At 64.3% G+C, this 22088-nt stretch carries 18 protein-coding genes and 1 tRNA gene; 17 read left to right on the forward strand and 2 right to left on the reverse strand.

The genetic code is table 11. The features are described from left to right. The first annotated feature begins 255 nt into the window (after positions 1-255). The 8 genes from dnaG to AC25MA_RS07840 all read left to right on the forward strand — a co-directional run bounded on the left by dnaG (position 256) and on the right by AC25MA_RS07840 (position 10824). Positions 256-2244, forward strand: coding sequence for a DNA primase (gene dnaG / locus AC25MA_RS07805; protein WP_028689044.1), 1989 nt, complete (start codon positions 256-258; stop codon positions 2242-2244). A gap of 67 nt (positions 2245-2311) precedes the next feature. Next, on the forward strand, positions 2312-4162 hold the full coding sequence (gene rpoD / locus AC25MA_RS07810) for an RNA polymerase sigma factor RpoD (RefSeq protein WP_028689045.1): 1851 nt from the start codon (positions 2312-2314) through the stop codon (positions 4160-4162). Positions 4163-4282: 120 nt separating this feature from the next. Then, a complete protein-coding gene (locus tag AC25MA_RS07815) occupies positions 4283-8026 on the forward strand; it encodes a bifunctional diguanylate cyclase/phosphodiesterase (RefSeq protein ID WP_486971927.1) in 3744 nt (1247 codons plus the stop codon). A gap of 17 nt (positions 8027-8043) precedes the next feature. Next, positions 8044-8120, forward strand: a tRNA-Ile gene (locus tag AC25MA_RS07820). A 226-nt stretch (positions 8121-8346) separates the two neighbouring features. Next, a complete protein-coding gene (locus AC25MA_RS07825) occupies positions 8347-8721 on the forward strand; it encodes a hypothetical protein (RefSeq protein ID WP_028689047.1) in 375 nt (124 codons plus the stop codon). A 183-nt stretch (positions 8722-8904) separates the two neighbouring features. Further along, positions 8905-9606, forward strand: coding sequence for a hypothetical protein (locus tag AC25MA_RS07830; RefSeq protein WP_028689048.1), 702 nt, complete (start codon positions 8905-8907; stop codon positions 9604-9606). After that, a complete protein-coding gene (locus AC25MA_RS07835; protein WP_198742845.1) occupies positions 9603-10235 on the forward strand; it encodes a hypothetical protein in 633 nt (210 codons plus the stop codon). Before AC25MA_RS07830 ends, AC25MA_RS07835 begins: the two co-directional genes overlap by 4 nt. A gap of 127 nt (positions 10236-10362) precedes the next feature. Further along, the gene (locus tag AC25MA_RS07840) at positions 10363-10824 is read left to right on the forward strand and encodes an Lrp/AsnC family transcriptional regulator (protein WP_028689050.1); all 462 of its coding nucleotides are present in this window, start codon (positions 10363-10365) and stop codon (positions 10822-10824) included. A 15-nt stretch (positions 10825-10839) separates the two neighbouring features. Here the strand turns inward: AC25MA_RS07840 and AC25MA_RS07845 are convergent, their stop codons facing one another. After that, positions 10840-11130 (reverse strand): DUF3077 domain-containing protein, encoded by a 291-nt coding sequence (locus tag AC25MA_RS07845; RefSeq protein WP_028689051.1) that lies wholly within the window; start codon positions 11128-11130, stop codon positions 10840-10842. 636 nt (positions 11131-11766) lie between these two features. Here AC25MA_RS07845 and AC25MA_RS07850 point away from each other — a divergent pair. The 9 genes from AC25MA_RS07850 to AC25MA_RS07890 all read left to right on the forward strand — a co-directional run bounded on the left by AC25MA_RS07850 (position 11767) and on the right by AC25MA_RS07890 (position 21811). Continuing rightward, positions 11767-13449: a flavin monoamine oxidase family protein gene (locus AC25MA_RS07850; RefSeq protein ID WP_050703494.1), complete on the forward strand. Its 1683-nt coding sequence runs from the start codon at positions 11767-11769 to the stop codon at positions 13447-13449. Positions 13450-13465: 16 nt separating this feature from the next. Further along, positions 13466-14248: a carbon-nitrogen hydrolase family protein gene (locus AC25MA_RS07855; protein WP_062362948.1), complete on the forward strand. Its 783-nt coding sequence runs from the start codon at positions 13466-13468 to the stop codon at positions 14246-14248. A gap of 52 nt (positions 14249-14300) precedes the next feature. Continuing rightward, positions 14301-16616, forward strand: a complete 2316-nt coding sequence (gene pqqF / locus AC25MA_RS07860; protein ID WP_486971928.1) for a pyrroloquinoline quinone biosynthesis protein PqqF — start codon at positions 14301-14303, stop codon at positions 16614-16616. 171 nt (positions 16617-16787) lie between these two features. Further along, complete coding sequence (gene pqqA, locus AC25MA_RS07865; protein ID WP_003243383.1) at positions 16788-16859, forward strand: pyrroloquinoline quinone precursor peptide PqqA; 72 nt, start codon at positions 16788-16790, stop codon at positions 16857-16859. A 91-nt stretch (positions 16860-16950) separates the two neighbouring features. Beyond that, entirely contained in the window at positions 16951-17862 is a 912-nt protein-coding gene (gene pqqB / locus AC25MA_RS07870) for a pyrroloquinoline quinone biosynthesis protein PqqB (RefSeq protein ID WP_028689055.1), read from the forward strand. A gap of 27 nt (positions 17863-17889) precedes the next feature. Beyond that, complete coding sequence (gene pqqC / locus AC25MA_RS07875; RefSeq protein WP_175406172.1) at positions 17890-18627, forward strand: pyrroloquinoline-quinone synthase PqqC; 738 nt, start codon at positions 17890-17892, stop codon at positions 18625-18627. Then, positions 18624-18899 carry a pyrroloquinoline quinone biosynthesis peptide chaperone PqqD gene (gene pqqD, locus AC25MA_RS07880; protein WP_028689057.1) on the forward strand — a complete coding sequence of 92 codons (276 nt, stop codon included), beginning with the start codon at positions 18624-18626 and terminating at the stop codon, positions 18897-18899. The genes pqqC and pqqD overlap by 4 nt, the downstream gene beginning before the upstream one ends. Next, complete coding sequence (gene pqqE / locus AC25MA_RS07885) at positions 18871-20019, forward strand: pyrroloquinoline quinone biosynthesis protein PqqE (RefSeq protein ID WP_028689058.1); 1149 nt, start codon at positions 18871-18873, stop codon at positions 20017-20019. The genes pqqD and pqqE overlap by 29 nt, the downstream gene beginning before the upstream one ends. Then, on the forward strand, positions 20000-21811 hold the full coding sequence (locus AC25MA_RS07890; RefSeq protein ID WP_028689059.1) for a S9 family peptidase: 1812 nt from the start codon (positions 20000-20002) through the stop codon (positions 21809-21811). The genes pqqE and AC25MA_RS07890 overlap by 20 nt, the downstream gene beginning before the upstream one ends. 66 nt (positions 21812-21877) lie before the next feature. On the opposite strand, the gene AC25MA_RS07895 is transcribed toward AC25MA_RS07890, so the two are convergent. Continuing rightward, on the reverse strand, positions 21878-22036 hold the full coding sequence (locus AC25MA_RS07895; RefSeq protein WP_009681539.1) for a YqaE/Pmp3 family membrane protein: 159 nt from the start codon (positions 22034-22036) through the stop codon (positions 21878-21880). Between the last annotated feature and the right edge of the window lie 52 nt (positions 22037-22088).

Raw genomic sequence — 22088 nt, forward strand, 5'->3', positions numbered from 1 at the left:
GCCATGCCCGGCCTCGTGCCGGGCTGATGGCAGCGGTCGCTTCAAACCCTTGGCCATGCGCCTTGGGCGCCCCGGCAAAAGCCATGGGCAACCCGCATCAACGCGTCAGAACTGGTCCTCGACCAGGCGTGCACGTCCTTTCTGACGAGCCCTTCATGGGCTGGTGACGAGCACACTCCTCTTCCTGCGAGATACCCCACGCCAAACCCGCGCACAAGCGTTTAGACTTGCCAGTTGCCAGATGACGAGACTGCCATGGCCGGGCTGATTCCCCAGAGCTTCATCGATGACCTTCTCAACCGCACCGACATCGTCGATGTGGTGAGTTCGCGCGTCCAGCTGAAGAAGACCGGCAAGAACCTGTCCGCCTGCTGCCCGTTCCACAAGGAAAAGAGCCCCTCCTTCACCGTCAGCCCCGACAAGCAGTTCTACTACTGCTTCGGCTGCGGCGCCGGCGGCAACGCGCTGGGCTTCATCATGGACCACGACAACCTGGACTTCCCCCAGGCGGTCGAGGAGCTGGCCCGCGCGGCCGGCATGGAGGTACCCCGGGAAGAGGGCCGCCGCGGACAGAAGCCGCGCCAGCCAACCGATTCACCGCTGTACCCGCTGCTGGAAGCAGCCAGCGAGTTCTATCGCCAGGCCCTGCGCGGCCATGCCACTCGCAAGGCAGCGGTGGACTACCTCAAGGGCCGCGGCCTGTCCGGCGAGATCGCCCGCGACTTTGGCCTGGGCTTCGCCCCGCCGGGCTGGGACAACCTGCTCAAGCACCTGGGCGCCGACGCGTTGCAGCAAAAGGTGATGATCGACGCAGGCCTGTTGATCGAGAACGCCGAGAGCGGCAAGCGCTACGACCGTTTCCGTGATCGGGTGATGTTCCCGATCCGCGACAGCCGTGGCCGGGTCATCGCCTTCGGCGGCCGGGTACTGGGCGACGACAAGCCCAAGTACCTGAACTCCCCGGAAACCCCGGTATTCCACAAGGGCCAGGAGCTGTATGGCCTGTACGAGGCGCGCAAGCACAACCGCAACCTCGACGAGATCATCGTGGTCGAGGGCTACATGGACGTCATCGCCCTGGCCCAACAAGGCCTGCGCAACGCGGTGGCCACCCTCGGCACCTCCACCAGCGAGGAGCACCTCAAGCGCCTGTTCCGCGTGGTGCCCAGCGTGCTGTTCTGCTTCGACGGCGACCAGGCCGGCCGCAAGGCCGCCTGGCGCGCCCTGGAGGCGACCCTGTCGAGCCTGCAAGACGGCCGCCGCGCGCGCTTCCTGTTCCTGCCCGAGGGTGAAGATCCGGACAGCCTGGTGCGCGCCGAAGGCACCGACGCCTTCCAGGCCCGCATCAACCAGCACGCCCAGCCTTTGGCCGACTACTTCTTCGAGCAGTTGAGCAACGAAGCCGACCCGCGCTCGCTGGAAGGCAAGGCGCACATGGTCACACTGGCCGCGCCGCTGATCGAGAAAGTGCCGGGCGCCAACCTGCGCCAATTGATGCGCAACCGCCTGAAGGACATCACCGGGCTTGACCCGCAGCAGATGGAGCAGCTGGCGCAGAGCGCGCCAACGCCAAGCGTGCCGGACTACGACCCCGGCTACGATTACGACGCCATGGCCAGCTACACGCCTGACCATGGCGACATGCACTACCCGCCCGACTATACGCCGCAGCAGCAGGAGCAACGTCCCTGGACGCCAAACAAAGGCGGTAGCAAGAAACAGTGGGACGGCAAGCCATGGGACAAGAAAGGCGGCAAGCCCTGGCAGCGCGACGGCCAGCGCGGCGAAGCCCCGCCACGGGTGCCAGCGCCGGTCGAACCGCCGACACTCTCGGCCCTGCGCACCTTGCTGCACCACCCGCTGCTGGCCGGCAAGGTCGAGGACGCCAGCCACTTCGCCGACGAAGAGCAGATGTACAGCCAGCTGCTGGTGGCGCTGATCGAGGCCGCACAGAAAAATCCTAAGCTAAGCTCAATGCAGCTGATCGCACGCTGGCACGGCACCGAGCAGGGCCGCCTGCTGCGCGCCCTGGCGGAAAAGGAATGGTTGATCGATGCCGACAACCTTGAACAACAGTTTTTCGACACTATAACTAGTTTGTCAGCTCGCCAGCGCGAGCGCATCTTGGAACATTTGATCAGAAAATCGCGTCAAATCGAGTTGGACGGGGAAGAAACCGCCAAGCTTCGCGAACTGCTCAGACGCAATGTTCCAGCACAAAACCCGACCTCATCTGGCGCGTGAGGTCCAGGTTCGGGTATAATCCTCGGCTTGTTTTTTGCCCGCCAAGACCTTCAGTGGATAGGGTGTTATGTCCGGAAAAGCGCAACAGCAATCTCGTATCAAAGAGTTGATCACCCGCGGTCGTGAGCAGGGCTACCTGACTTACGCGGAGGTCAACGACCACCTGCCTGAGGATATTTCAGATCCGGAACAGGTGGAAGACATCATCCGCATGATCAACGACATGGGGATCAACGTATTCGAGAGTGCTCCGGATGCGGATGCCCTGTTGTTGGCGGAAGCCGACACCGACGAAGCCGCAGCCGAAGAAGCCGCAGCCGCGTTGGCGGCAGTTGAGACCGATATCGGCCGCACGACCGACCCGGTGCGCATGTACATGCGCGAGATGGGTACCGTCGAACTGCTGACCCGCGAAGGCGAGATCGAAATCGCCAAGCGTATCGAGGAAGGCATCCGTGAAGTCATGGGCGCCATTGCTCACTTCCCGGGCACCGTCGACTACATCCTCGGCGAATATGATCGCGTCACCAGCGAAGGTGGCCGTCTGTCTGACGTTCTCAGCGGTTACATCGACCCTGATGACAACATCGCCGCGCCGACCGAAGAAGTGCCGATTCCAGGTGCCAAGGCCGCTGCCGCGAAGGAAGAGGAAGACGAAGAAGACGAAGAAAACGCCGACGGCGATGACGAGGAAGAGGCCGAAAGCGGTCCGGATCCGGTCGTTGCCGCGCAGCGTTTCGGTGCGGTCAAGGATCAGCTGATCGACACCCTCAAGGTGCTGAAAAAGCACGGTCGTAGCCACAAGGACAGCATCGGCGCCATGCAGGCCCTTGCCGACCTGTTCATGCCGATCAAGCTGGTGCCGAAGCAGTTCGACGCACTGGTCGAGCGTGTACGCAGCGCCCTGGACCGTCTGCGCCAGCAGGAACGCGCCATCATGCAGCTGTGCGTGCGTGATGCCCGCATGCCGCGCGCCGACTTCCTGCGCCTGTTCCCGAGCAACGAGACCGACCAGACCTGGTCCGGTGACCTGGCCAAGCGCAACACCAAGTGGGCCGCCGCCCTGGGTGAGAAAGACGCCGCCATCGTCGCCTGCCAGCAAAAACTGATCGACCTCGAGACCGAGACCGGCCTGACCGTCGCCGAGATCAAGGACATCAACCGTCGCATGTCCATCGGCGAAGCCAAGGCCCGCCGCGCCAAGAAGGAAATGGTCGAGGCGAACCTGCGTCTGGTGATCTCGATCGCCAAGAAGTACACCAACCGCGGCCTGCAGTTCCTCGACCTGATTCAGGAAGGCAACATCGGCCTGATGAAGGCGGTGGACAAGTTCGAATACCGTCGCGGCTACAAGTTCTCGACCTATGCGACCTGGTGGATCCGCCAGGCGATCACCCGCTCGATCGCCGACCAGGCGCGCACCATCCGTATCCCGGTGCACATGATCGAGACGATCAACAAGCTCAACCGCATTTCCCGGCAAATGCTGCAGGAAATGGGTCGCGAACCGACCCCGGAAGAGCTAGGCGAACGCATGGAGATGCCTGAGGACAAGATCCGCAAGGTCCTGAAGATCGCCAAGGAGCCGATCTCCATGGAAACCCCGATCGGTGACGACGAAGATTCGCACCTGGGCGACTTCATCGAGGACTCGACCATGCAGTCCCCGATCGACGTGGCCACGGTCGAAAGCCTCAAGGAAGCGACCCGTGACGTACTCTCGGGCCTGACCGCACGTGAAGCCAAGGTGCTGCGCATGCGTTTCGGCATCGACATGAACACCGACCACACCCTCGAAGAGGTAGGCAAGCAGTTCGACGTGACACGCGAGCGGATCCGTCAGATCGAAGCCAAGGCGCTGCGCAAGCTGCGCCACCCGACGCGAAGCGAGCATCTGCGCTCCTTCCTCGACGAGTAAAGACGAACCCCGGCCCAGGCCGGGGTTTTTCTTATGTGACAGAAGGTCGTTGCCACTGTCTACCCAGCGGGTGGAATGCCCGTCTACACTCGAATCAGACCCCCTGATCGAGAGGCCGCTATGCCCATGATGCCGGCCTTCCTGTTGCTGCTCCTGCTCACCTGGAACACAACGGCCGGCGCCCTGACCCTGACCGACGAGGAACAAGCCTGGCTCAGCGCCCACCCCGAGCTGCGCCTGGGCGTCGATGCTTCATGGCCGCCGTTCGAATTCCGCGACCAGGAAGGTCGCTACCAGGGATTGGCCGCCGATTACATCGCCGTGATCCAGGAACGTCTGGGGGTCACCCTCAAGCCGATCGAGCCCAGCAGCTGGACAGAAGTGCTCGAACAGGCGCGCAGCAATCGCCTCGACCTGCTCCCCGGGATCATGTCCACTCCGGAGCGCCAGAACTACCTGGCCTTCACCCGCCCCTACCTGGACTTCCCGATCGTCATCCTCGCCCACTCCGGCGGCGCGCAACCACGCAACCTCAAGGACCTCTACGGCCTGAAGATCGCCGTGGTGGAAAACTACGCCCCCCACGAGCTGCTGCGCACCCACCACCCCGACCTCAACCTGGTGGCCATGCCCAATGTCAGTTCGACCCTGCAGGCCCTGGCCACCGACGAAGTGGACGCGGTGGTCGGCGACCTTGCCTCGAGCATCTGGAGCCTGCGCCAGCTCAAGCTGGACGGCCTGTATGTCAGCGGCGAGACACCGTACCGCTACCAGCTGGCCATGGCCGTGCCCCGGCAGCAGAAGGTGCTGGTCGGCATCCTCGACAAGGTGATGGCCGACATGAGCAGCAGTGAAGTCAGCCGTATCCAGCAACGTTGGGTGGGCAACGTCGTCGATCAGCGGACCTTCTGGCACGATGTCCTGCTCTATGGCCTGCCGGCGGTGCTGGTGCTGATGGCCATACTGGCGGTGGTGATCCGCATCAACCGGCGCCTGAGCTCGGAGATTTCCCGGCGCATAGCCCTGGAGCAGGAACTACGCAGCAGCGAGTACCACTATCGCGGCCTGGTCGAGAGCCTGTCGGCGGTGGCCTGGGAAGCCGACGCCAACGACTTCAGCTACAGCTATGTCTCGCCCCATGCCGAAGACCTGCTCGGCTACCCCACGGCGCAATGGCTCAAGCCCGGCTTCTGGCGCAGCATCCTGCACCCGGAGGACGCCCTTTGGGCGCAGGCCTACTGCGACAGCGAAACGGCAGCCGGGCGCGACCACAGCCTCGACTACCGGGTGATCCGCGCCGACGGCCACACCCTGTGGGTACGCAATATCGTCAGCATGATCGAGCACGGCCACAAGCCGCTGATGCGCGGACTGATGATCGATATCAGCGAAACCAAGCACACCGAGGATGCCCTGCGCCTGTCAGAGCAGAAGTTCGCCTCGGTGTTCCAGCAGTGTCCGGACATCCTGGTCATAGCCCGGCACAGCGATGGCTGCCTGCTGGAGGTCAATGAAGCCTTCGAGGAGCTGATCGGTCTGAGCCCCAGCCAGGTGATCGGTCGCACCGCCACCGAGCTCGGCCTGTGGGGCGTGGCCGGCATCGGCCCGGCGCTGCTCGAACGCCTGCACCGGGGCGGCATTCGCAACCTGGAAATGACCTTCCGCCGCAGCAACGGCGAACTGTTCACCGGCTTGACCTCGGCCGAAACCTTCGAACTGGACAGTATGCCGGCACTGGTGGTGGCGATCCGCGACATCAGCCAGCTCAAGGAAACCCAGCAACAGTTGCAGACCTCCGAAGAGAAGTTCGCCAAGGCCTTCCACGCCTCCCCCGACGGCCTGCTGCTGTCGCGCCAGAGCGACGGCCTGCTGCTGGAGGTCAACGAAGGCTTCTGCCGCCTGACCGGCTACGACATCAGCACCACGGTCGACCAGACCTCGCTGGACCTGGGCATCTGGGTCGACCTCAACGAGCGCCAGCGCCTGGTCGACCAACTGCAGCGCGACGGATTCGTGCGCGATTTCAGCTGCCATATCCGTCGCAGCGACGGGCAGATCCGTCTCTGCGAGCTGTCCGCCCGGCCACTGCCGATCGGCGGCGTCGACTGCATGCTGACCATCGCCCGCGACATCACCGAGCGCCACCTGATGCAGGAAAAGCTGCAGCTGGCCGCCACGGTGTTCGAGAACACCGCCGAGGGGGTGCTGATCACCGACACCGACCAGCGCATCAGCGCGGTCAACCGCGCCTTCAGCGAGATCACCGGCTACAGCGAGATCGAGGCCCTCGGCCAGACCCCGCGACTGCTCGCCTCCGGCCAGCACGACAGTGCCTTCTACGCCGCCATGTGGCACCAGCTGACCGCCGAGGGTCACTGGCAGGGCGAGATCTTCAACAAGCGCAAGAACGGCGAGCTGTACCCCGGCTGGCTGACCATCAGCGCCGTGCGCAACCAGGAGCGCAAGATTACCCACTTCGTCGCCGTGTTCGCCGATATCTCCAGCCTCAAGCACGCCCAGGCCAAACTTGACTACCAAGCCCACCACGACCCGCTCACCGGCCTGCCCAACCGCGCCCTGTTCGAAAGCCGCCTGCAGGGCGCGCTGACCTGCGCCCAGGTGTCCAACCGCCAGGGCGCGGTGCTGTTCCTCGACCTCGACCGCTTCAAGCACATCAACGACAGCCTCGGCCACCCGGTGGGCGACCTGCTGCTCAAGGGCATCGCCCAGCGCCTCAAGGAGCAGGTGCGCGACGTGGACACCGTGGCCCGCCTCGGCGGCGACGAGTTCATCATCCTCCTGCCCGGCCTGCACAAACCCAGCGATGCCAGCGCCATCGCCAACAAGCTGCTGGCCGGCTTCCATGCACCATTCCAGGCCGGCGAGCACGAATTCTTCACCAGCGCCAGCATCGGCATAAGCCTGTACCCGCAGGACGGCACCGATGTCGCCAGCCTGATCCGCAACGCCGACGCCGCGATGTACCGTTCCAAGGCCAAGGGTCGCAACCGCGTCGAGGCCTACACCCGCGAGCTCACCACCCAGGCCAGCGAACGCATTGCCCTGGAACACGAGCTGCGCCGCGCCATCGAGCGCAACGAGCTGAGCCTGTGCTACCAGCCCAAGTTCAGCCTCAAGACCCAGAGCCTGGTCGGCGCCGAGGCGCTGGTCCGCTGGTCCCATCCCACTTTCGGCGAAGTGCCGCCCGAGCAGTTCATCCACTTGGCCGAGGAGAACGGCACCATCCTGCAGCTCGGCGACTGGGTGCTGGAGCAGGCCTGCCGGCAGATGCACGCCTGGAAGAAGGCCTACCACGCCTTCGGCCCGCTCTCGATCAACCTGGCCGGCGCCCAGTTGCGCCAGCCCAACCTGGCCCGGCGCATCGAACAGCTGCTGCGCAGCTACCAGCTCAAGGCCGGCGACCTGCAGTTGGAGATCACCGAGAACTTCATCATGAGCCAGGCCGAGGAAGCGCTGAGTGTGCTGCACCAGCTCAAGCTGCTGGGCGTTCAGCTGGCCATCGACGACTTCGGCACCGGCTACTCGTCACTCAGCTACCTCAAGCGCCTGCCGCTGGACATCCTCAAGATCGACCAGTCGTTCATCCGCGGCCTGCCCGACGATCCCCACGACGCCGCCATCGCCCGCGCCATCATCGCCCTGGGCCGCAGCATGCAGCTGACGATCATTGCCGAGGGCGTGGAAAACCAGGCGCAGCAGCGCTTCCTGGCCGCCGAAGGCTGCGAACAGATCCAGGGCTACATCGTCAGCCTGCCGCTGCCGCCGGACGAGTTCGCGGCGACCTTTCTTCGCATAGCACAAACGGATCTTTCGGATGGCACCCTATCGAAACCCTCGTTATAATCCAGCGCTCCTGCTGAGGGCCTATAGCTCAGTCGGTTAGAGCAGAGGACTCATAATCCTTTGGTCCACGGTTCGAGTCCGTGTGGGCCCACCAGAAATGAAAAAGCCGCGCAGTTGCGCGGTTTTTTTGCATGACGTCCTGCAACTTGCCCGCTTGTGCAGGCGCAAATTTCGTACTTCTCCCATGGCAAGGCAGGCACCGGTGGCAGCGGCAAAATGCCTTTAGCACACCCGTTCTATTTCGCCGCCGATGCCACGTTTCTAGAATCCCTCCATCGCTTCGGCACCGAGTCGGAGCCCAGTGATCGAGGGAACGACACATGAATATCCAAGGAACGCTTGGAGCCCTGCTCATTGCACCCATGCTGGTAACACTTGCCGGTTGCGTGGCGCCGGGTTCCTACAACCAGGGCCAGCAGCCCAGCCAGATGGCCGGCGGCAATGCGCCCTGCACGCCCAGCGCTACCGACAACCTGATTTCCACCGGCCGCAGCCTGCTGAGCATCGCCAACTCGGTGCTGGAAACCAAGCACAGCATGAATGGCACCTCGGCCACCTATGACCAGCGCATGCAGTTGGCGGAGAACGCCCAGAAGGTCAACCAGGGCAACCAGATGCTCGACAACGTCGAGAGCATGACTGTCGGCCTGAAGTCGCCTTGTGCGACCACGGCGCAGACCAGCGCTGCGCGGTGACCATCGACGACCTTTACATTCTCGCAAACATGACAAAACCGCGCATTGGCGCGGCTTTGTCATGTTTGCGAGAATGACAAATGGACACAAGCACTACGCGATAGTCCTTGCTAAGATGACGCCGCCATCACGGCATCTCGCAATGAGGCCTGCCAACACATCGACCCAGACGAAGGAACCGTCATGCTCAACGCCGTACTAGCCGGCAAGAAACGGGGCACCGGCCTACTCGATCAGGCGCTTGCAATCGAACGTAGCGAAGGCGCCGAGGATGTGTTGACGTCCACGCTCTTCGAACGCTTGGCCTACCTGCCTGACGTACAGTTCTGCGCCATCTTCGAAGCGTTGCTTGGTGAGCCGTTCGGCCCACTGGAAAGCATTGCCTTCTGGCCCTCCTGGTACCTACCCGAGGCTAAACGCGTAGAGCCCGACGTGGTTATGAGCGACGGTAAGCGCACCCTTGTAATTGAGGCCAAGCGCTACGATCACTGCCGCCAGCAGGAGCCCGAGCAGTTGGCACGCGAGCTCAGAGCCGGCTGGCACGGCGGCCAGTTGGAAGCAGCCAGCATCCTGCTGACGCTGGGAGGGCTTGAGGATACGTCTACACAGACATGTCAGCTGTTGCTCGATGCACTGCACAATGAACTGAATGGCCAGCCCCAGAAAACATTCAATCTGGTTTGCCGCAGTTGGCAGCAGTTGTTCCAGGTGGTGGAAAACGAGCTGGCAGAAGGATCCACAGGCGGCCAGCGTTTGCTCGACGATCTTTCACGGTGCTATGCCTGGCACAACCTTAAAACCCATCCGGTGCAATGGCTCGACGCCTTGCGACCGGTTCACATTGAAACGCCACCTGGTGCTTTCGCGGCATGGAGCCTTGCATGACCGATCCTCTGAACAACGCACTGCTCGACGTGCGTCGCGCCTATAGATTGCTCGCCGATTATCAACAACGGATGTTCGAGTTGCTGGGCTATATCCGCGACCGTCTGGGCGCCAAGGACTATCACCAAGCGTACGTCCACTCGCTGCCACAAAGCGTGGCCGGCCTTGAAAATCGCACGGCCAGTGGCCTGCGTTACCTGCCGTTCTATGACCTTTCGGTGATCTGGTTACGCTGCCCGCAGAATCAGGCCGATAAACCACATACCCACCTCAAGGGTGACCTGATGTTCGGAGCGTGGGTGCGCAGCGATACGGGGTACAACAAATACACTGGCCAGTTCAGTGACACGCCGGTCGTCGCAACAGAGAGCGAGCTGCTGATTTCGGTAGTCATCTGTGATGTGCCAGCACCGGGCAACTGGTACTGGAACGTCTGGTCGGCTATCAGCTACCCAGCTGATGGAGAGGTCAACGACAAGGACAAGCCAGGCTATCGCTGCTTCGCCAAAGCAGTTCCCCTGGCGCAACTAGCGGACAAAGTAGCGATCGACTCAGCGCTGCACCGCTGGTGCCTGGAGGCCAGCCAGAAACTGGACGCAGAAATCACGCTCCACCCGGTACACTCTTGATCCGAGCAACGGGCCACCCTGTAGAAAGCGCGGCCAACTGGGCAATTCAAATCCGCACTGCCATCTAGTGTCTTGCCCTGCGCGGCCGGTGCTGGCTAGTCTAGCGGGCCCACTGCCGAGACTCGCCATGCCAGACGCCCGCGCCATCACCCTCGACGAAATCGACCGCCAGTTGATCGCCCTGTTGCAAATCAACGCCCGCGAAAGCGTCGCCACCCTCGCCCGCCAGCTGGGCATCGCCCGCACCACCGTGAACTCGCGCCTGGCGCGGCTGGAGAAGAGCAAGGTCATCACCGGCTATGGCGTGCGCCTGGGCCAGCGCCTGCTGGGCGGCGGACTGCAGGCGTACGTGGGGATCAAGGCGCAGCCGCGCTCGGGCAAGGACATCGTGCGCCGCCTGGGCGCCATGGGCCAGGTACAGCAACTGTGCGCGGTGAGTGGCGAGTTCGACTATGTGGCGTGGCTGAACAGTGATTCGCCAGAGCAACTGGACCAGTTGCTCGACCAGATCGGCAGCCTGGATGGGGTGGAGAAGACCACCACGTCGATCATCCTCAGCAGCAAGGTAGACCGCGGCCAGCCGGGCTGACCACGGCCCCAACCATCAAGCCTCCATCGCGTCGAGCAGCCCTTCCAACAGCGCGCGCACCGTTTCCGCCGAATGCAGGATCGACCAGATCATCGCCCGCCCCGCCTCGGGGGCATGGTGCTGTGCGTAGTCGTCGGCGATTTCCTGGATGGCCCGGGCCAGCATGCTGGCGTGGACCAGGGCGTCGGCGGCATCGACGCCGGGGCGGACGGTGAAGATGGGGGGATGACTGGACTGGCAGGAGCAGAAGGACTGCTCGGTGGTTGGGTTCAGGGCGAGGGGTGGGTCGGGGACGATCTTCTTCATGGGTATTGCCTCCATTACCGGCTCAAGAAGGCCGCCACGCAACCTTCTCACGGGAATGGGTGGCAGCCATGCGCGGGGTGAGAACCGGCGAAGTTGGAGGCTACATTCCGGCCAGGCAGAACCTGCCCGCGCACAGCTGCCATGACAGCATGCCTCCAATTTGATCGCCGGGTTCTCACGCCCGATCACCGAATAGGCGGTGACCGGCTGAAGTTAACCGCCAAGGGTGCTCCCAAACTGCCAGACCGAGGCTACATGGCTCGTAGGATACTTCCTGTTATTACTTGTCTCTGTAGGACCAAGCTGATTCTCGTCAGAAAGACGCGGTCGCTATAGGGGGCGCGCAGGAAACAAAGTTGCAAGCATCACCGGCTTGGGAGCGGGCTTGCCCCGCGATGCGGTGTATGGCACCGACTTCGCCGGTGATCGCGGGTCAAGCCCGCCCCCACAAAGAGAGCAGCAGATACCGGGTTAAAATCGTCATTTTCTGCAAAAAATAGAACACTATGACGAAACAAATCACATAACGACGCCAATCTGCACCTTAATAACGAGCACCCCACTTCATAAAATGGCCACCAGGCATTCTCTATACTCAGGCTCCGCCCCCTGCGCAGCCCCTGGCAAGGTCATTACATGAACAAGAAAAACCGCCACCCCGCCGACGGCAAGAAACCCATCACCATCTTCGGCCCCGACTTCCCGTTCGCCTTCGACGACTGGCTGGAGCACCCGGCCGGCCTGGGCAGCATCCCCAAGGAGCGCCATGGCGAAGAGGTGGCGATCGTCGGTGGTGGCATCGCCGGGCTGGTGGCGGCCTACGAGCTGATGAAGCTGGGCCTCAAGCCCGTGGTGTACGAGGCCTCCAAGCTGGGTGGCCGGCTCCGCTCGCAGGCGTTCAACGGCACCGACGGCATCGTCGCCGAACTGGGCGGCATGCGCTTCCCGGTGTCGTCCACCGCGTTCTACCACTACGTCGACAAGCTTGGCCTTGAGACCAAGCCCTTCCCCAACCCGCTGACCCCGGCTTCGGGCAGCACGGTGATCGACCTGGAAGGCCAGACCTACTACGCCGAAAAATCCGCCGACCTGCCGCAGCTGTTCCACGAAGTGGCCGACGCCTGGGCCGACGCCCTGGAGAGCGGCGCGCAGTTCGGCGATATCCAGCAGGCCATCCGCGACCGCGACGTGCCGCGTCTCAAGGACCTGTGGAACAAGCTGGTGCCGCTGTGGGACGACCGCACCTTCTATGACTTCGTCGCCACCTCGCGCTCGTTCGCCAAGCTGAGCTTCCAGCACCGCGAGGTGTTCGGCCAGGTCGGCTTCGGCACCGGCGGCTGGGACTCGGACTTCCCCAACTCGATGCTGGAAATCTTCCGCGTGGTGATGACCAACTGCGACGATCACCAGCACCTGGTGGTCGGCGGCGTCGAGCAGGTGCCGCAGGGCATCTGGCGCCATGTGCCGGAACGTTGCGCCCACTGGCCGGCCGGCACCAGCCTCAGCGGCCTGCACGGCGGCGCGCCACGCACCGGGGTCAAGCGCATCGCCCGGGCCAGCGACGGGCGCCTGGCGGTCACCGACAACTACGGCGACGTGCGCCACTACGCGGCGGTGCTCACCACCTGCCAGAGCTGGCTGCTGACCACCCAGATCGACTGCGAGGAGTCGCTGTTCTCGCAAAAGATGTGGATGGCCCTGGACCGCACCCGCTATATGCAGTCGTCGAAGACCTTCGTCATGGTCGACCGGCCGTTCTGGAAGGACAAGGACCCGGAAACTGGCCGCGACCTGATGAGCATGACCCTCACCGACCGCCTGACCCGTGGCACCTACCTGTTCGACAACGGCGACGACAAGCCTGGGGTGATCTGCCTGTCATACGCGTGGATGAGCGACGCCCTGAAGATGCTGCCGCACCCGACCGAAAAGCGCGTGCAGCTGGCCCTCGACGCGCTGAAGAAGATCTACCCCAAGACCGATATCGCCGGGCATATCATCGGCGACCCGATCACCATCTCGTGGGAGGCCGACCCGCACTTCCTCGGCGCCTTCAAGGGCGCGCTGCCGGGCCACTACCGCTACAACCAGCGCATGTACGCGCACTTCATGCAACAGGATATGCCCGCCGAACAGCGCGGCATCTTCATCGCCGGTGACGACGTGTCGTGGACCCCGGCCTGGGTGGAAGGCGCTGTGCAGACTTCGCTCAATGCCGTGTGGGGTATCATGAACCACTTCGGTGGCCAGACCCACCCGGACAACCCCGGCCCGGGCGATGTGTTCCACGAGATCGGCCCGATCGCCCTGGCCGACTGAGCGAAGGAGTAGCGCCATGCGCATCGCCCTGTTCCAGGGCACGCCCAAGCCGTTGGACGTGCCCGGCAATCTCGAGCGCCTGCAGCACCAGGCCCAGCAGGCTGCCGCCCAAGGTGCGCAGTTGCTGGTGTGCCCGGAAATGTTCCTCAGCGGCTACAACATCGGCCTGGACCAGGTGGAACGCCTGGCCGAGGCCGAGGACGGCCCCTCGGCCATGAGTGTCGTCGAGATCGCCCAGGCGCACCGGATCGCCATCGTCTACGGCTATCCGGAACGGGCCGAGGACGGGTCGATCCACAACAGCGTGCAACTGATCGACGCCCATGGCCGCAGCCTGTGCAACTACCGCAAGACCCACCTGTTCGGCGAGCTGGACCGCTCGATGTTCAGCCCGGGCGACGATCACTTTCCGGTGGTCGAGCTGGACGGCTGGAAGGTCGGGCTGCTGATCTGCTACGACATCGAATTTCCGGAGAACGCCCGACGCCTGGCGCTGAACGGCGCCGAGCTGATCCTGGTGCCGACGGCGAACATGGCGCCTTACGACTTCGTCTGCCAGGTGACCGTGCGCTCGCGGGCGCAGGAGAACCAGTGTTATCTGGTATACGCCAACTACTGCGGCAGCGAAGGCGAGATCCAATACTGCGGGCAGAGCAGCATCGTCGGGCCGGATGGTGATGTGCTGGCGATGGCCGGGGACGAAGAGGGGCTGTTGCTGGCGGATCTGCAACGCGAGCGGGTATTGAGAGGTCGGGAGGCGTTTCCCTACCTGGCGGACCTGCGTCGGGATCTGCATTAACAGCGACAGGGCCAGAACAGACAACCTCGGCATTGCACGCTAGCATGGCGTCATGTCCGACGCCATTCGCCACCTCACCCTCGCCAACGGCCTGCACCTGACCCTGCGCCACGCGCCACGCCTCAAGCGTGCGGCGACGGCGTTGCGGGTGCATGCCGGCAGCCATGACGCACCCGCGCGCTGGCCGGGCCTGGCGCACTTTCTCGAACACCTGTTCTTCCTCGGCAACAGGCGTTTTCCGCTGGACGACGGCCTGATGCGCTACGTCCAAGGCCTGGGTGGCCAAGTCAACGCCAGTACCCGCGAACGCACCACCGACTTCTTCTTCGACGTGCCCCCCACAGCGTTGGCCGGTGGGCTGGAGCGTCTGTGCCAGATGCTCGCCGAGCCGGACTTCGCCATCGAACGCCAGCGCCGCGAGCGCGAGGTGATCCATGCCGAGTTCATCGCCTGGTCGCGCAACCCCGAGGCCCAGCGTAAGTTCGCCTTGTTGCAGTCGGTGTCGGCGCGCCATCCGCTCACCGGCTTCCACGCCGGCAACCGGTACAGCCTGCCGCTGGAAAGCCAGGCCTTCCAGCAAGGGCTGAGGCAGTTCCACCACGACTTCTACCAGGGCGGGCAACTCACCCTGAGCTTGGCCGGCCCGCAGCCGCTGGATGAGCTGGCGCACCTGGGCAGGCAGTTCGGTGGTCTGTTCGCCAAGGGCGAAAGCGTCGCCCGGCAACGGCCACCCGCCTTGCTCGACGCGCCATTGCACCCACCAGGCGCATGGGGCAAGCGCCACGACCTGCTGTTCGCCCATGATGGACTGCCGGATGGCGCAGAGCAGGCGCTCGAGCTGCTGCTGGCCCAGCTCACCGACAGCCGACCCGGCGGTTGGCTGGATGCCTTGCGCCAGCGCGGCTGGCTGCAGGGCTGCAAGGCGCAACAACTCCACGCCCATGCCGGGCAGTTGCTCTGGCATGTCCAGCTGGAACTGTCGGACCAGGCCTGCCTGACCGAGACTCGGGAGCTGCTGCACGGCTGGCTGGGTTTTCTGCGCCAACAGGACCACAAGCCGCTGAACGACCGCTTCGCACGCCTGCAGCAACGCCACGAACAGGCCGCCAGCGCAATGGAACTGGCCCAGCGCGACAGTGCCGGCCGGCCTTTCGCAGGGCTGGGGACACAAGGCGTGGAAGCCTTTGCTGCACTGCTGTGGGACCTGCCTTCCTCGAATGCCGGAAACTGGCATTTGCCCCCAGTTGAAGCGCTGCTGGCAACCGAACTTCCCATGATCGACACGCCGTTGCCAGCAGGACTTGGTCTCGGTGGCTGCCTGCCGCCCTCTCGTCAGTTTGCGAGCCTCGACCTGCGTTGGCACATTCCTTCGCCGCTGCGTCAGCGCATGCAGGTCGTTCTGCAACATAGTCTGCAACCCCTGCGCGAGCGTGCCGACCAGGCAGCGTTGCGACTGGGCTTCGAGGCCATTGGCGATTACTGGCAGTTGCGCCTCGCGGGGTACCCGCTGGCCGTGATCAATGCCACGCACGAGGCCCTGACCTTGCTGCGCACGCCAGCCCAGGAGCATTGGTACTCGCCAGCGGCAGCCGAAGCGCCGCTGATACCGATCCGTGCGCTGCTGAAGGCACTGCCGGACGCTTTACTGATGGGTGAAGAGCAACCGCAGCCAGCTTGCACCCTGGACCAGCCGCGGCTCGACGCACTCTGGCAGCAAGCCCGCTGGCAGGGTTTGGCGCAAGGGTTCGCCCCCGCCCAACAGGGCGCCTTGGGCACGGCACTGCAAGGCCTCATGGGACAACCGATCGCCCCCTCGCCAGCGCGCCCGATCCTCGGACGCCACTGGCGGCAGATCCCGACTTCGGGCAGCGAGCCCGCGCTGTTGCTGTTCTTCCCGCTGCCGGCTGATCTGCAGGCCGCCGGTCGACTGCTCGCCCACGTGCTGCAAGGCCCGGTCTATCAGCGTCTGCGCGTCGAGCTGCAGCTGGGTTACGCCGTGTTCAGCGCCTTTCGTCAGATCGAAGGCTACGGCGGACTGCTGTTCGGCGTGCAATCGCCGCACGCCAGCCACGCACAGATCCTGGGCCATCTGCTGGACCTGCTGCGCGAGGGCGTCGCGCTGGCCCCAGCGGCGCGAGCGCAGCTGGCCGATCAGTTCGACGAGACAGCGATGACCAACGCCGATGTCACGCAATGGGCCTGGCAGGCACATATCGCGACACACAATGCCGACCTGTCGCGCATGCGAAGGTCTATCCTCAATGTCGAACAAGGCCAGCTGGATGCGTTGCTCCAGCAGTTGCTCGATGCCAGGCACGGTTGGTTGTGCCTGGCCAATGCCAGTGCCCCGGACGCCGAATGGCTATGAAAAAACGGCGGGATTGTTACCGCAAATGCAATGGCGCTTTTCGAAGAATTAACCTTTCGGTACAAATTTTTCTTGTAAGATAGCGCAATCTCGGCCAATGGAACCTCTCTCTGCGGGGAGTACCCAATAATGAGCCGACCACCCCAAACCCCATCCGGAAGGAGCAAGCCCATGTGGACCAAACCTGCATACACTGACCTGCGTATCGGCTTCGAAGTGACCATGTACTTCGCCAACCGTTAAACGGCTGCGCAGTTAGACGCCCCGGCCCGCCGGGGCGTTTGTGTTTTTCCGATATGGCTTTCGGGCTAACCTTTCCGGCTAGAGAGTACCCATGTACATCCAGATCCTCGGTTCCGCCGCCGGTGGCGGGTTCCCCCAGTGGAACTGCAACTGCGTCAATTGCAAGGGCTACCGTGACGGTACCCTGCGCGCCACCGCGCGCACCCAGTCGTCCATCGCCCTGTCCGACGACGGCGAGCACTGGATCCTGTGCAATGCCTCGCCGGACATCCGCGCCCAGCTCCAGGCGTTCGCGCCGATGCAGCCGGCCCGCGCCCTGCGCGACACCGGTATCGACGCCATCGTCCTGCTCGACAGCCAGATCGACCACACCACCGGCCTGCTCAGCCTGCGCGAGGGCTGCCCGCACCAGGTGTGGTGCACCGACATGGTCCACCAGGACCTGACCACCGGTTTTCCGCTGTTCAACATGCTCAGCCACTGGAACGGCGGCCTGGTGTGGAACCGCATCGAGCTCGAAGGCAGCTTCGTCATCGACGCCTGCCCGAACCTGCGCTTCACCCCCTTCCCGCTGCGCAGCGCCGCGCCGCCTTATTCCCCGCACCGTTTCGATCCGCACCCGGGCGATAACCTCGGGCTGCTGGTGGAAGACACCCGCACCGGCGGCAAGCTGTTCTACGCACCGGGCCTGGGCCAGGTCGACGCCAAGTTGCTGGAGATGATGCACGGCGCCGACTGCCTGCTAGTCGACGGCACCCTGTGGGAGGATGATGAAATGCAGCGCCGCGGCGTCGGCACCCGCACCGGCCGCGAGATGGGCCACCTGGCGCAGAACGGCGCAGGCGGCATGCTTGAAGTGCTGGATGGCTTCCCGCGCCAGCGCAAGGTGCTTATCCACATCAACAACACCAACCCGATCCTCGACGAAGACTCGCCGGAACGCGCCGAAGTGCAGCGCCGGGGCGTGGAAGTCGCCTTCGATGGCATGAACATCGAGTTGTAAGGAGGCCCTGTGAGCGACGCAACGCCGATGTCCCCTGCCGAGTTCGAGCAGGCCCTGCGCGCCAAGGGCGCCTACTACCACATCCATCACCCCTACCATGTGGCGATGTATGAAGGCCGCGCCACCCGCGAGCAGATCCAGGGCTGGGTGGCCAACCGCTTCTACTACCAGGTCAACATTCCGATGAAGGATGCCGCGATCCTGGCCAACTGCCCGGACCGCGAAGTGCGCCGCGAGTGGATCCAGCGCCTGCTCGACCACGATGGCGCGCCCGGCGAGGACGGCGGCATCGAAGCCTGGCTGCGCCTCGGCCAGGCCGTGGGCCTGGATCCCGACCAACTGCGCAGCCAGGAGCTGGTGCTGCCCGGCGTGCGCTTCGCGGTCGACGCCTACGTCAACTTCGCCCGCCGCGCCAGCTGGCAGGAAGCCGCCAGCAGCTCGCTGACCGAACTGTTCGCCCCGCAGATCCACCAGTCGCGCCTGGACAGCTGGCCGCAGCACTATCCGTGGATCGACCCGACCGGCTACCAGTACTTCCGCACCCGCCTGGGCCAGGCCCGGCGCGATGTGGAGCACGGCCTGGCGATCACCCTGCAGCACTACACCACCCGCGAGGGGCAGGAACGCATGCTCGAGATCCTGCAGTTCAAGCTGGATATCCTGTGGAGCATGCTCGACGCCATGAGCATGGCCTATGAACTGAACCGCCCGCCGTATCACAGCGTCACAAGTGAGCGGGTCTGGCACAAGGGGATCGCCCTATGAGTTTCGACCGTCAACAGGTGCCTGCCTGGCGCCCCGGCTACCGTTTCCAGTACGAGCCGGCGCAGAAGGGCCATGTGCTGCTGTACCCCGAGGGGATGATCAAGCTCAACGACAGCGCCGGGCTGATCGGCGGGCTCATTGATGGCCAGCGCAGTGTCGCTTTGATCATCGCCGAACTCGAGCGGCAGTTCCCCGGTGTGCCCGAAGTCGCCGACGACATCGAGCAATTCATGGAGGTGGCCCGTGCCGAACACTGGATCACCCTCGCCTGAAGTACCGGTAGGACTGCCGCTGTGGCTGCTGGCCGAACTCACCTACCGCTGCCCGCTGCAGTGCCCGTACTGTTCCAACCCGCTGGACTTCGCCGAGCAGGGCAAGGAGCTGAGCACCGAGCAGTGGTTCAAGGTGATGGCCGAAGCCCGCGAGATGGGCGCCGCGCAAATCGGCTTCTCCGGTGGCGAGCCGCTGGTGCGCCAGGACCTCACCGAGCTGATCGGCGAAGCCCGTCGCCTGGGCTACTACACCAACCTGATCACCTCCGGCATCGGCCTGACCGAGCAGAAGATCGCCGCGTTCAAGCAGGCCGGGCTGGACCATATCCAGATCAGCTTCCAGGCCAGCGACGAGCAGGTGAACAACCTGCTGGCCGGCTCCAAGAAAGCCTTCGCGCAAAAGCTGGAGATGGCCCGGGCAGTGAAGGCCCATGGCTATCCGATGGTGCTCAACTTCGTCACCCACCGGCACAATATCGACAAGATCGACCGCATCATCGAGCTGTGCCTGGCCCTGGAGGCCGACTTCGTCGAACTGGCTACCTGCCAGTTCTACGGCTGGGCGCACCTCAACCGCCTGGGCCTGCTGCCGACCCGCGCCCAGCTGGAGCGGGCCGAGCGCATCACCAACGAGTACCGGGACAAGCTCAAGGCCGAAGGCAAGCCGTGCAAGCTGATCTTCGTCACCCCGGACTACTACGAAGAGCGCCCCAAGGCCTGCATGAACGGCTGGGGCAGCCTGTTCCTGACCATCACGCCGGATGGCACCGCGCTGCCGTGCCATGGCGCACGCCAGCTACCGGTGCAGTTCCCCAATGTGCGCGACCACGACCTGCGGCATATCTGGTACGACTCGTTCGGTTTCAACCGTTTCCGCGGCTATGACTGGATGCCCGAACCGTGCCGCTCGTGTGACGAGAAGGAGAAGGACTTCGGTGGCTGCCGTTGCCAGGCCTTCATGCTCACCGGCGATGCCAGCAAGGCGGACCCGGTGTGCGGCAAGTCGCCGGACCATGGCATCATCCTCAAGGCCCGCGAGGAGGCCGAACACGCAACGCTGGAGATCGAACAGATGACCTTCCGCAACGAGCGCAATTCCCATGTCATCGCCCGTGGCTGAGTTCAGCGCCGCCCAGGCGGTGGCCGCTGGCACCGATTTCGCCGAGCTCAAGGTCGGCGCGCAAGGGGTGTTCTGGAACGAGTTCCGCCCCGCCGATGGCGCCTGCCGGGTCTGGCACTGGCGCGATCAGCAGGCCCGCTGCCTGACCCCGGACGGGTTCAGTGTGCGCAGCCGGGTCTATGAGTACGGTGGCGGCAGCTTCTGCCTGGGCGACGACGGGCTGGTGTTCGTCAACGAAAAGGACCAGCAGGTCTACCTGCAGGCCCTGGATGGCAGCCCACCGCGCCCGCTCACCCACGCCGACGACTGCCGCTATGGCGACGTGCAGTGGCAGGCCGGTCAGGTGCTGGCCGTCGAAGAGCAGCATGGCGAACAGGTTGTGCATCGCCTGGTGGGTCTCTCGACGCAGCATCGGCAAATCCTGGCCGAAGGGGCCGACTTCTACGCCTCACCCACGCTGAGCCCCGACGGCTGCCGACTGGCCTGGATCGAATGGAACCGACCTGCCCAACCTTGGACCGTCACCCGCCTGATGTGCCGGGAACGCGAACCTTCTGGCGCCTGGGGCCCGGCATGCTGCATCGCCGGGCAGGACGAATCGCTGCAACAGCCGCGCTTCGATGGGCAAGGCCGCCTGTACTGCCTGTCCGACCGCGACGGTTTCTGGCAGCCCTGGGGCGAACTCGACGGACACTGGCAACGCCTGCCCGCCGCGCCCGCCGATCATGCCGCCGCCCCCTGGCAACTGGGCGCCAGCACCTGGCTGGCCCTTGGCCCGTCCAGCTACCTGGCCAGCTGGTTCGAGGACGGTTTCGGCCAACTGGGGCTGCGCCGCGCCGATGGCGAGGTGGAGCGTTATGCCAGTGCGTACACGCGTTTCCGTGGCCTGGCGCTGGATGACGGACAGCTCTATGCCGTAGCCGCTTCGCCGATCAGCCCACCGGCGGTAATCGCCATCGACCGGCGCAGCCATGAAGTCCAAGTGCTGGCAGGTGGCGCCGAGGTGCTGCCCGCCGAGGACATCAGTCTTCCACAACCGATTCGTTACGCCAGTGGCGAAGGCACCGCCCACGGATTCTTCTACCCCGCCATGCAAGGCACGGGCGGGCCATCGCCGCTGGTAGTGTTCATTCACGGCGGTCCGACTTCGGCCTGCTACCCGGTGCTCGACCCGCGCATCCAGTACTGGACCCAGCGCGGCTTTGCCGTCGCCGACCTCAACTACCGGGGCAGCAGCGGCTATGGTCGCACCTACCGCCAGGCACTGCACCTGAACTGGGGAGCGAGTGATGTGGAAGATGCCTGCGCGGCAGTCGCCCACCTTGCCGGCCAGGGCCTGATCGACCCTGACCAAGCCTTCATTCGTGGCGGTAGCGCCGGCGGTTACACCACCCTGTGCGCCTTGGCCTTCCGGGACGTCTTCCGCGGCGGCGCCAGCCTGTACGGCGTCAGCGACCCCGAAGCGCTGGGGCGGGCCACCCACAAATTCGAAGGCGACTACCTGGACTGGCTGATCGGCGACCCCCGGCGCGATGCCGAGCGTTATCGCCAGCGCACGCCGCTGCTGCACGCCGGGCGGATCAAGGTACCGGTGATCTTCTTCCAGGGTGAGCTGGACGCGGTAGTGGTGCCGGAGCAGACCCGCAGCATGCTTGAGGCGCTCAAGGCCAATGGTATCGAGGCAGAGGGGCATTTTTACGCGGGCGAGCGGCATGGCTTGCGCCAGGCGGCGAACCTGGCGCATGCGCTCGAGGAAGAGTGGAGGTTCTACTGCCGGTTGCTTGGCCGGTAGGGCAAACGTCGTTCCAGGCTTCAACCGGAACGGCGTGGGAGCGGGCTTGCAGAGCGGTCTTTGATCTCAGCGCTTGGCGATGATGTACACCGCATGCACGATCCCGGGGATATAGCCCAGCAAGGTCAGCAGGATATTCAGCCAGAACGCCCCGCCGAACCCCACCTGGAGGAACACGCCCAGCGGCGGCAGGATGATGGCGATGATGATGCGGATGAAGTCCATGTGCTGCGCTCCTTGAGGGTGTATCAACACAGACTAGCCGTGCCTCGCAGAG

This window comes from Pseudomonas sp. P65(2024) (assembly GCF_057480955.1).

Excerpts from the sequence above, each read along its gene's own strand:
- AC25MA_RS07830 (WP_028689048.1), top strand. The coding sequence starts at position 8,905 with ATGCTCAACGCCGTACTAGCCGGCAAGAAACGGGGCACCGGCCTACTC.
- dnaG (WP_028689044.1), top strand. The coding sequence starts at position 256 with ATGGCCGGGCTGATTCCCCAGAGCTTCATCGATGACCTTCTCAACCGC.
- AC25MA_RS07815 (WP_486971927.1), top strand. The coding sequence starts at position 4,283 with ATGCCCATGATGCCGGCCTTCCTGTTGCTGCTCCTGCTCACCTGGAAC.
- pqqB (WP_028689055.1), top strand. The coding sequence starts at position 16,951 with ATGTACATCCAGATCCTCGGTTCCGCCGCCGGTGGCGGGTTCCCCCAG.
- AC25MA_RS07890 (WP_028689059.1), top strand. The coding sequence starts at position 20,000 with ATGTCATCGCCCGTGGCTGAGTTCAGCGCCGCCCAGGCGGTGGCCGCT.
- AC25MA_RS07835 (WP_198742845.1), top strand. The coding sequence starts at position 9,603 with ATGACCGATCCTCTGAACAACGCACTGCTCGACGTGCGTCGCGCCTAT.
- pqqF (WP_486971928.1), top strand. The coding sequence starts at position 14,301 with ATGTCCGACGCCATTCGCCACCTCACCCTCGCCAACGGCCTGCACCTG.
- AC25MA_RS07825 (WP_028689047.1), top strand. The coding sequence starts at position 8,347 with ATGAATATCCAAGGAACGCTTGGAGCCCTGCTCATTGCACCCATGCTG.
- rpoD (WP_028689045.1), top strand. The coding sequence starts at position 2,312 with ATGTCCGGAAAAGCGCAACAGCAATCTCGTATCAAAGAGTTGATCACC.
- AC25MA_RS07850 (WP_050703494.1), top strand. The coding sequence starts at position 11,767 with ATGAACAAGAAAAACCGCCACCCCGCCGACGGCAAGAAACCCATCACC.
- pqqD (WP_028689057.1), top strand. The coding sequence starts at position 18,624 with ATGAGTTTCGACCGTCAACAGGTGCCTGCCTGGCGCCCCGGCTACCGT.
- AC25MA_RS07840 (WP_028689050.1), top strand. The coding sequence starts at position 10,363 with ATGCCAGACGCCCGCGCCATCACCCTCGACGAAATCGACCGCCAGTTG.
- pqqC (WP_175406172.1), top strand. The coding sequence starts at position 17,890 with ATGTCCCCTGCCGAGTTCGAGCAGGCCCTGCGCGCCAAGGGCGCCTAC.
- AC25MA_RS07855 (WP_062362948.1), top strand. The coding sequence starts at position 13,466 with ATGCGCATCGCCCTGTTCCAGGGCACGCCCAAGCCGTTGGACGTGCCC.
- AC25MA_RS07895 (WP_009681539.1), bottom strand. The coding sequence starts at position 22,036 with ATGGACTTCATCCGCATCATCATCGCCATCATCCTGCCGCCGCTGGGC.
- AC25MA_RS07845 (WP_028689051.1), bottom strand. The coding sequence starts at position 11,130 with ATGAAGAAGATCGTCCCCGACCCACCCCTCGCCCTGAACCCAACCACC.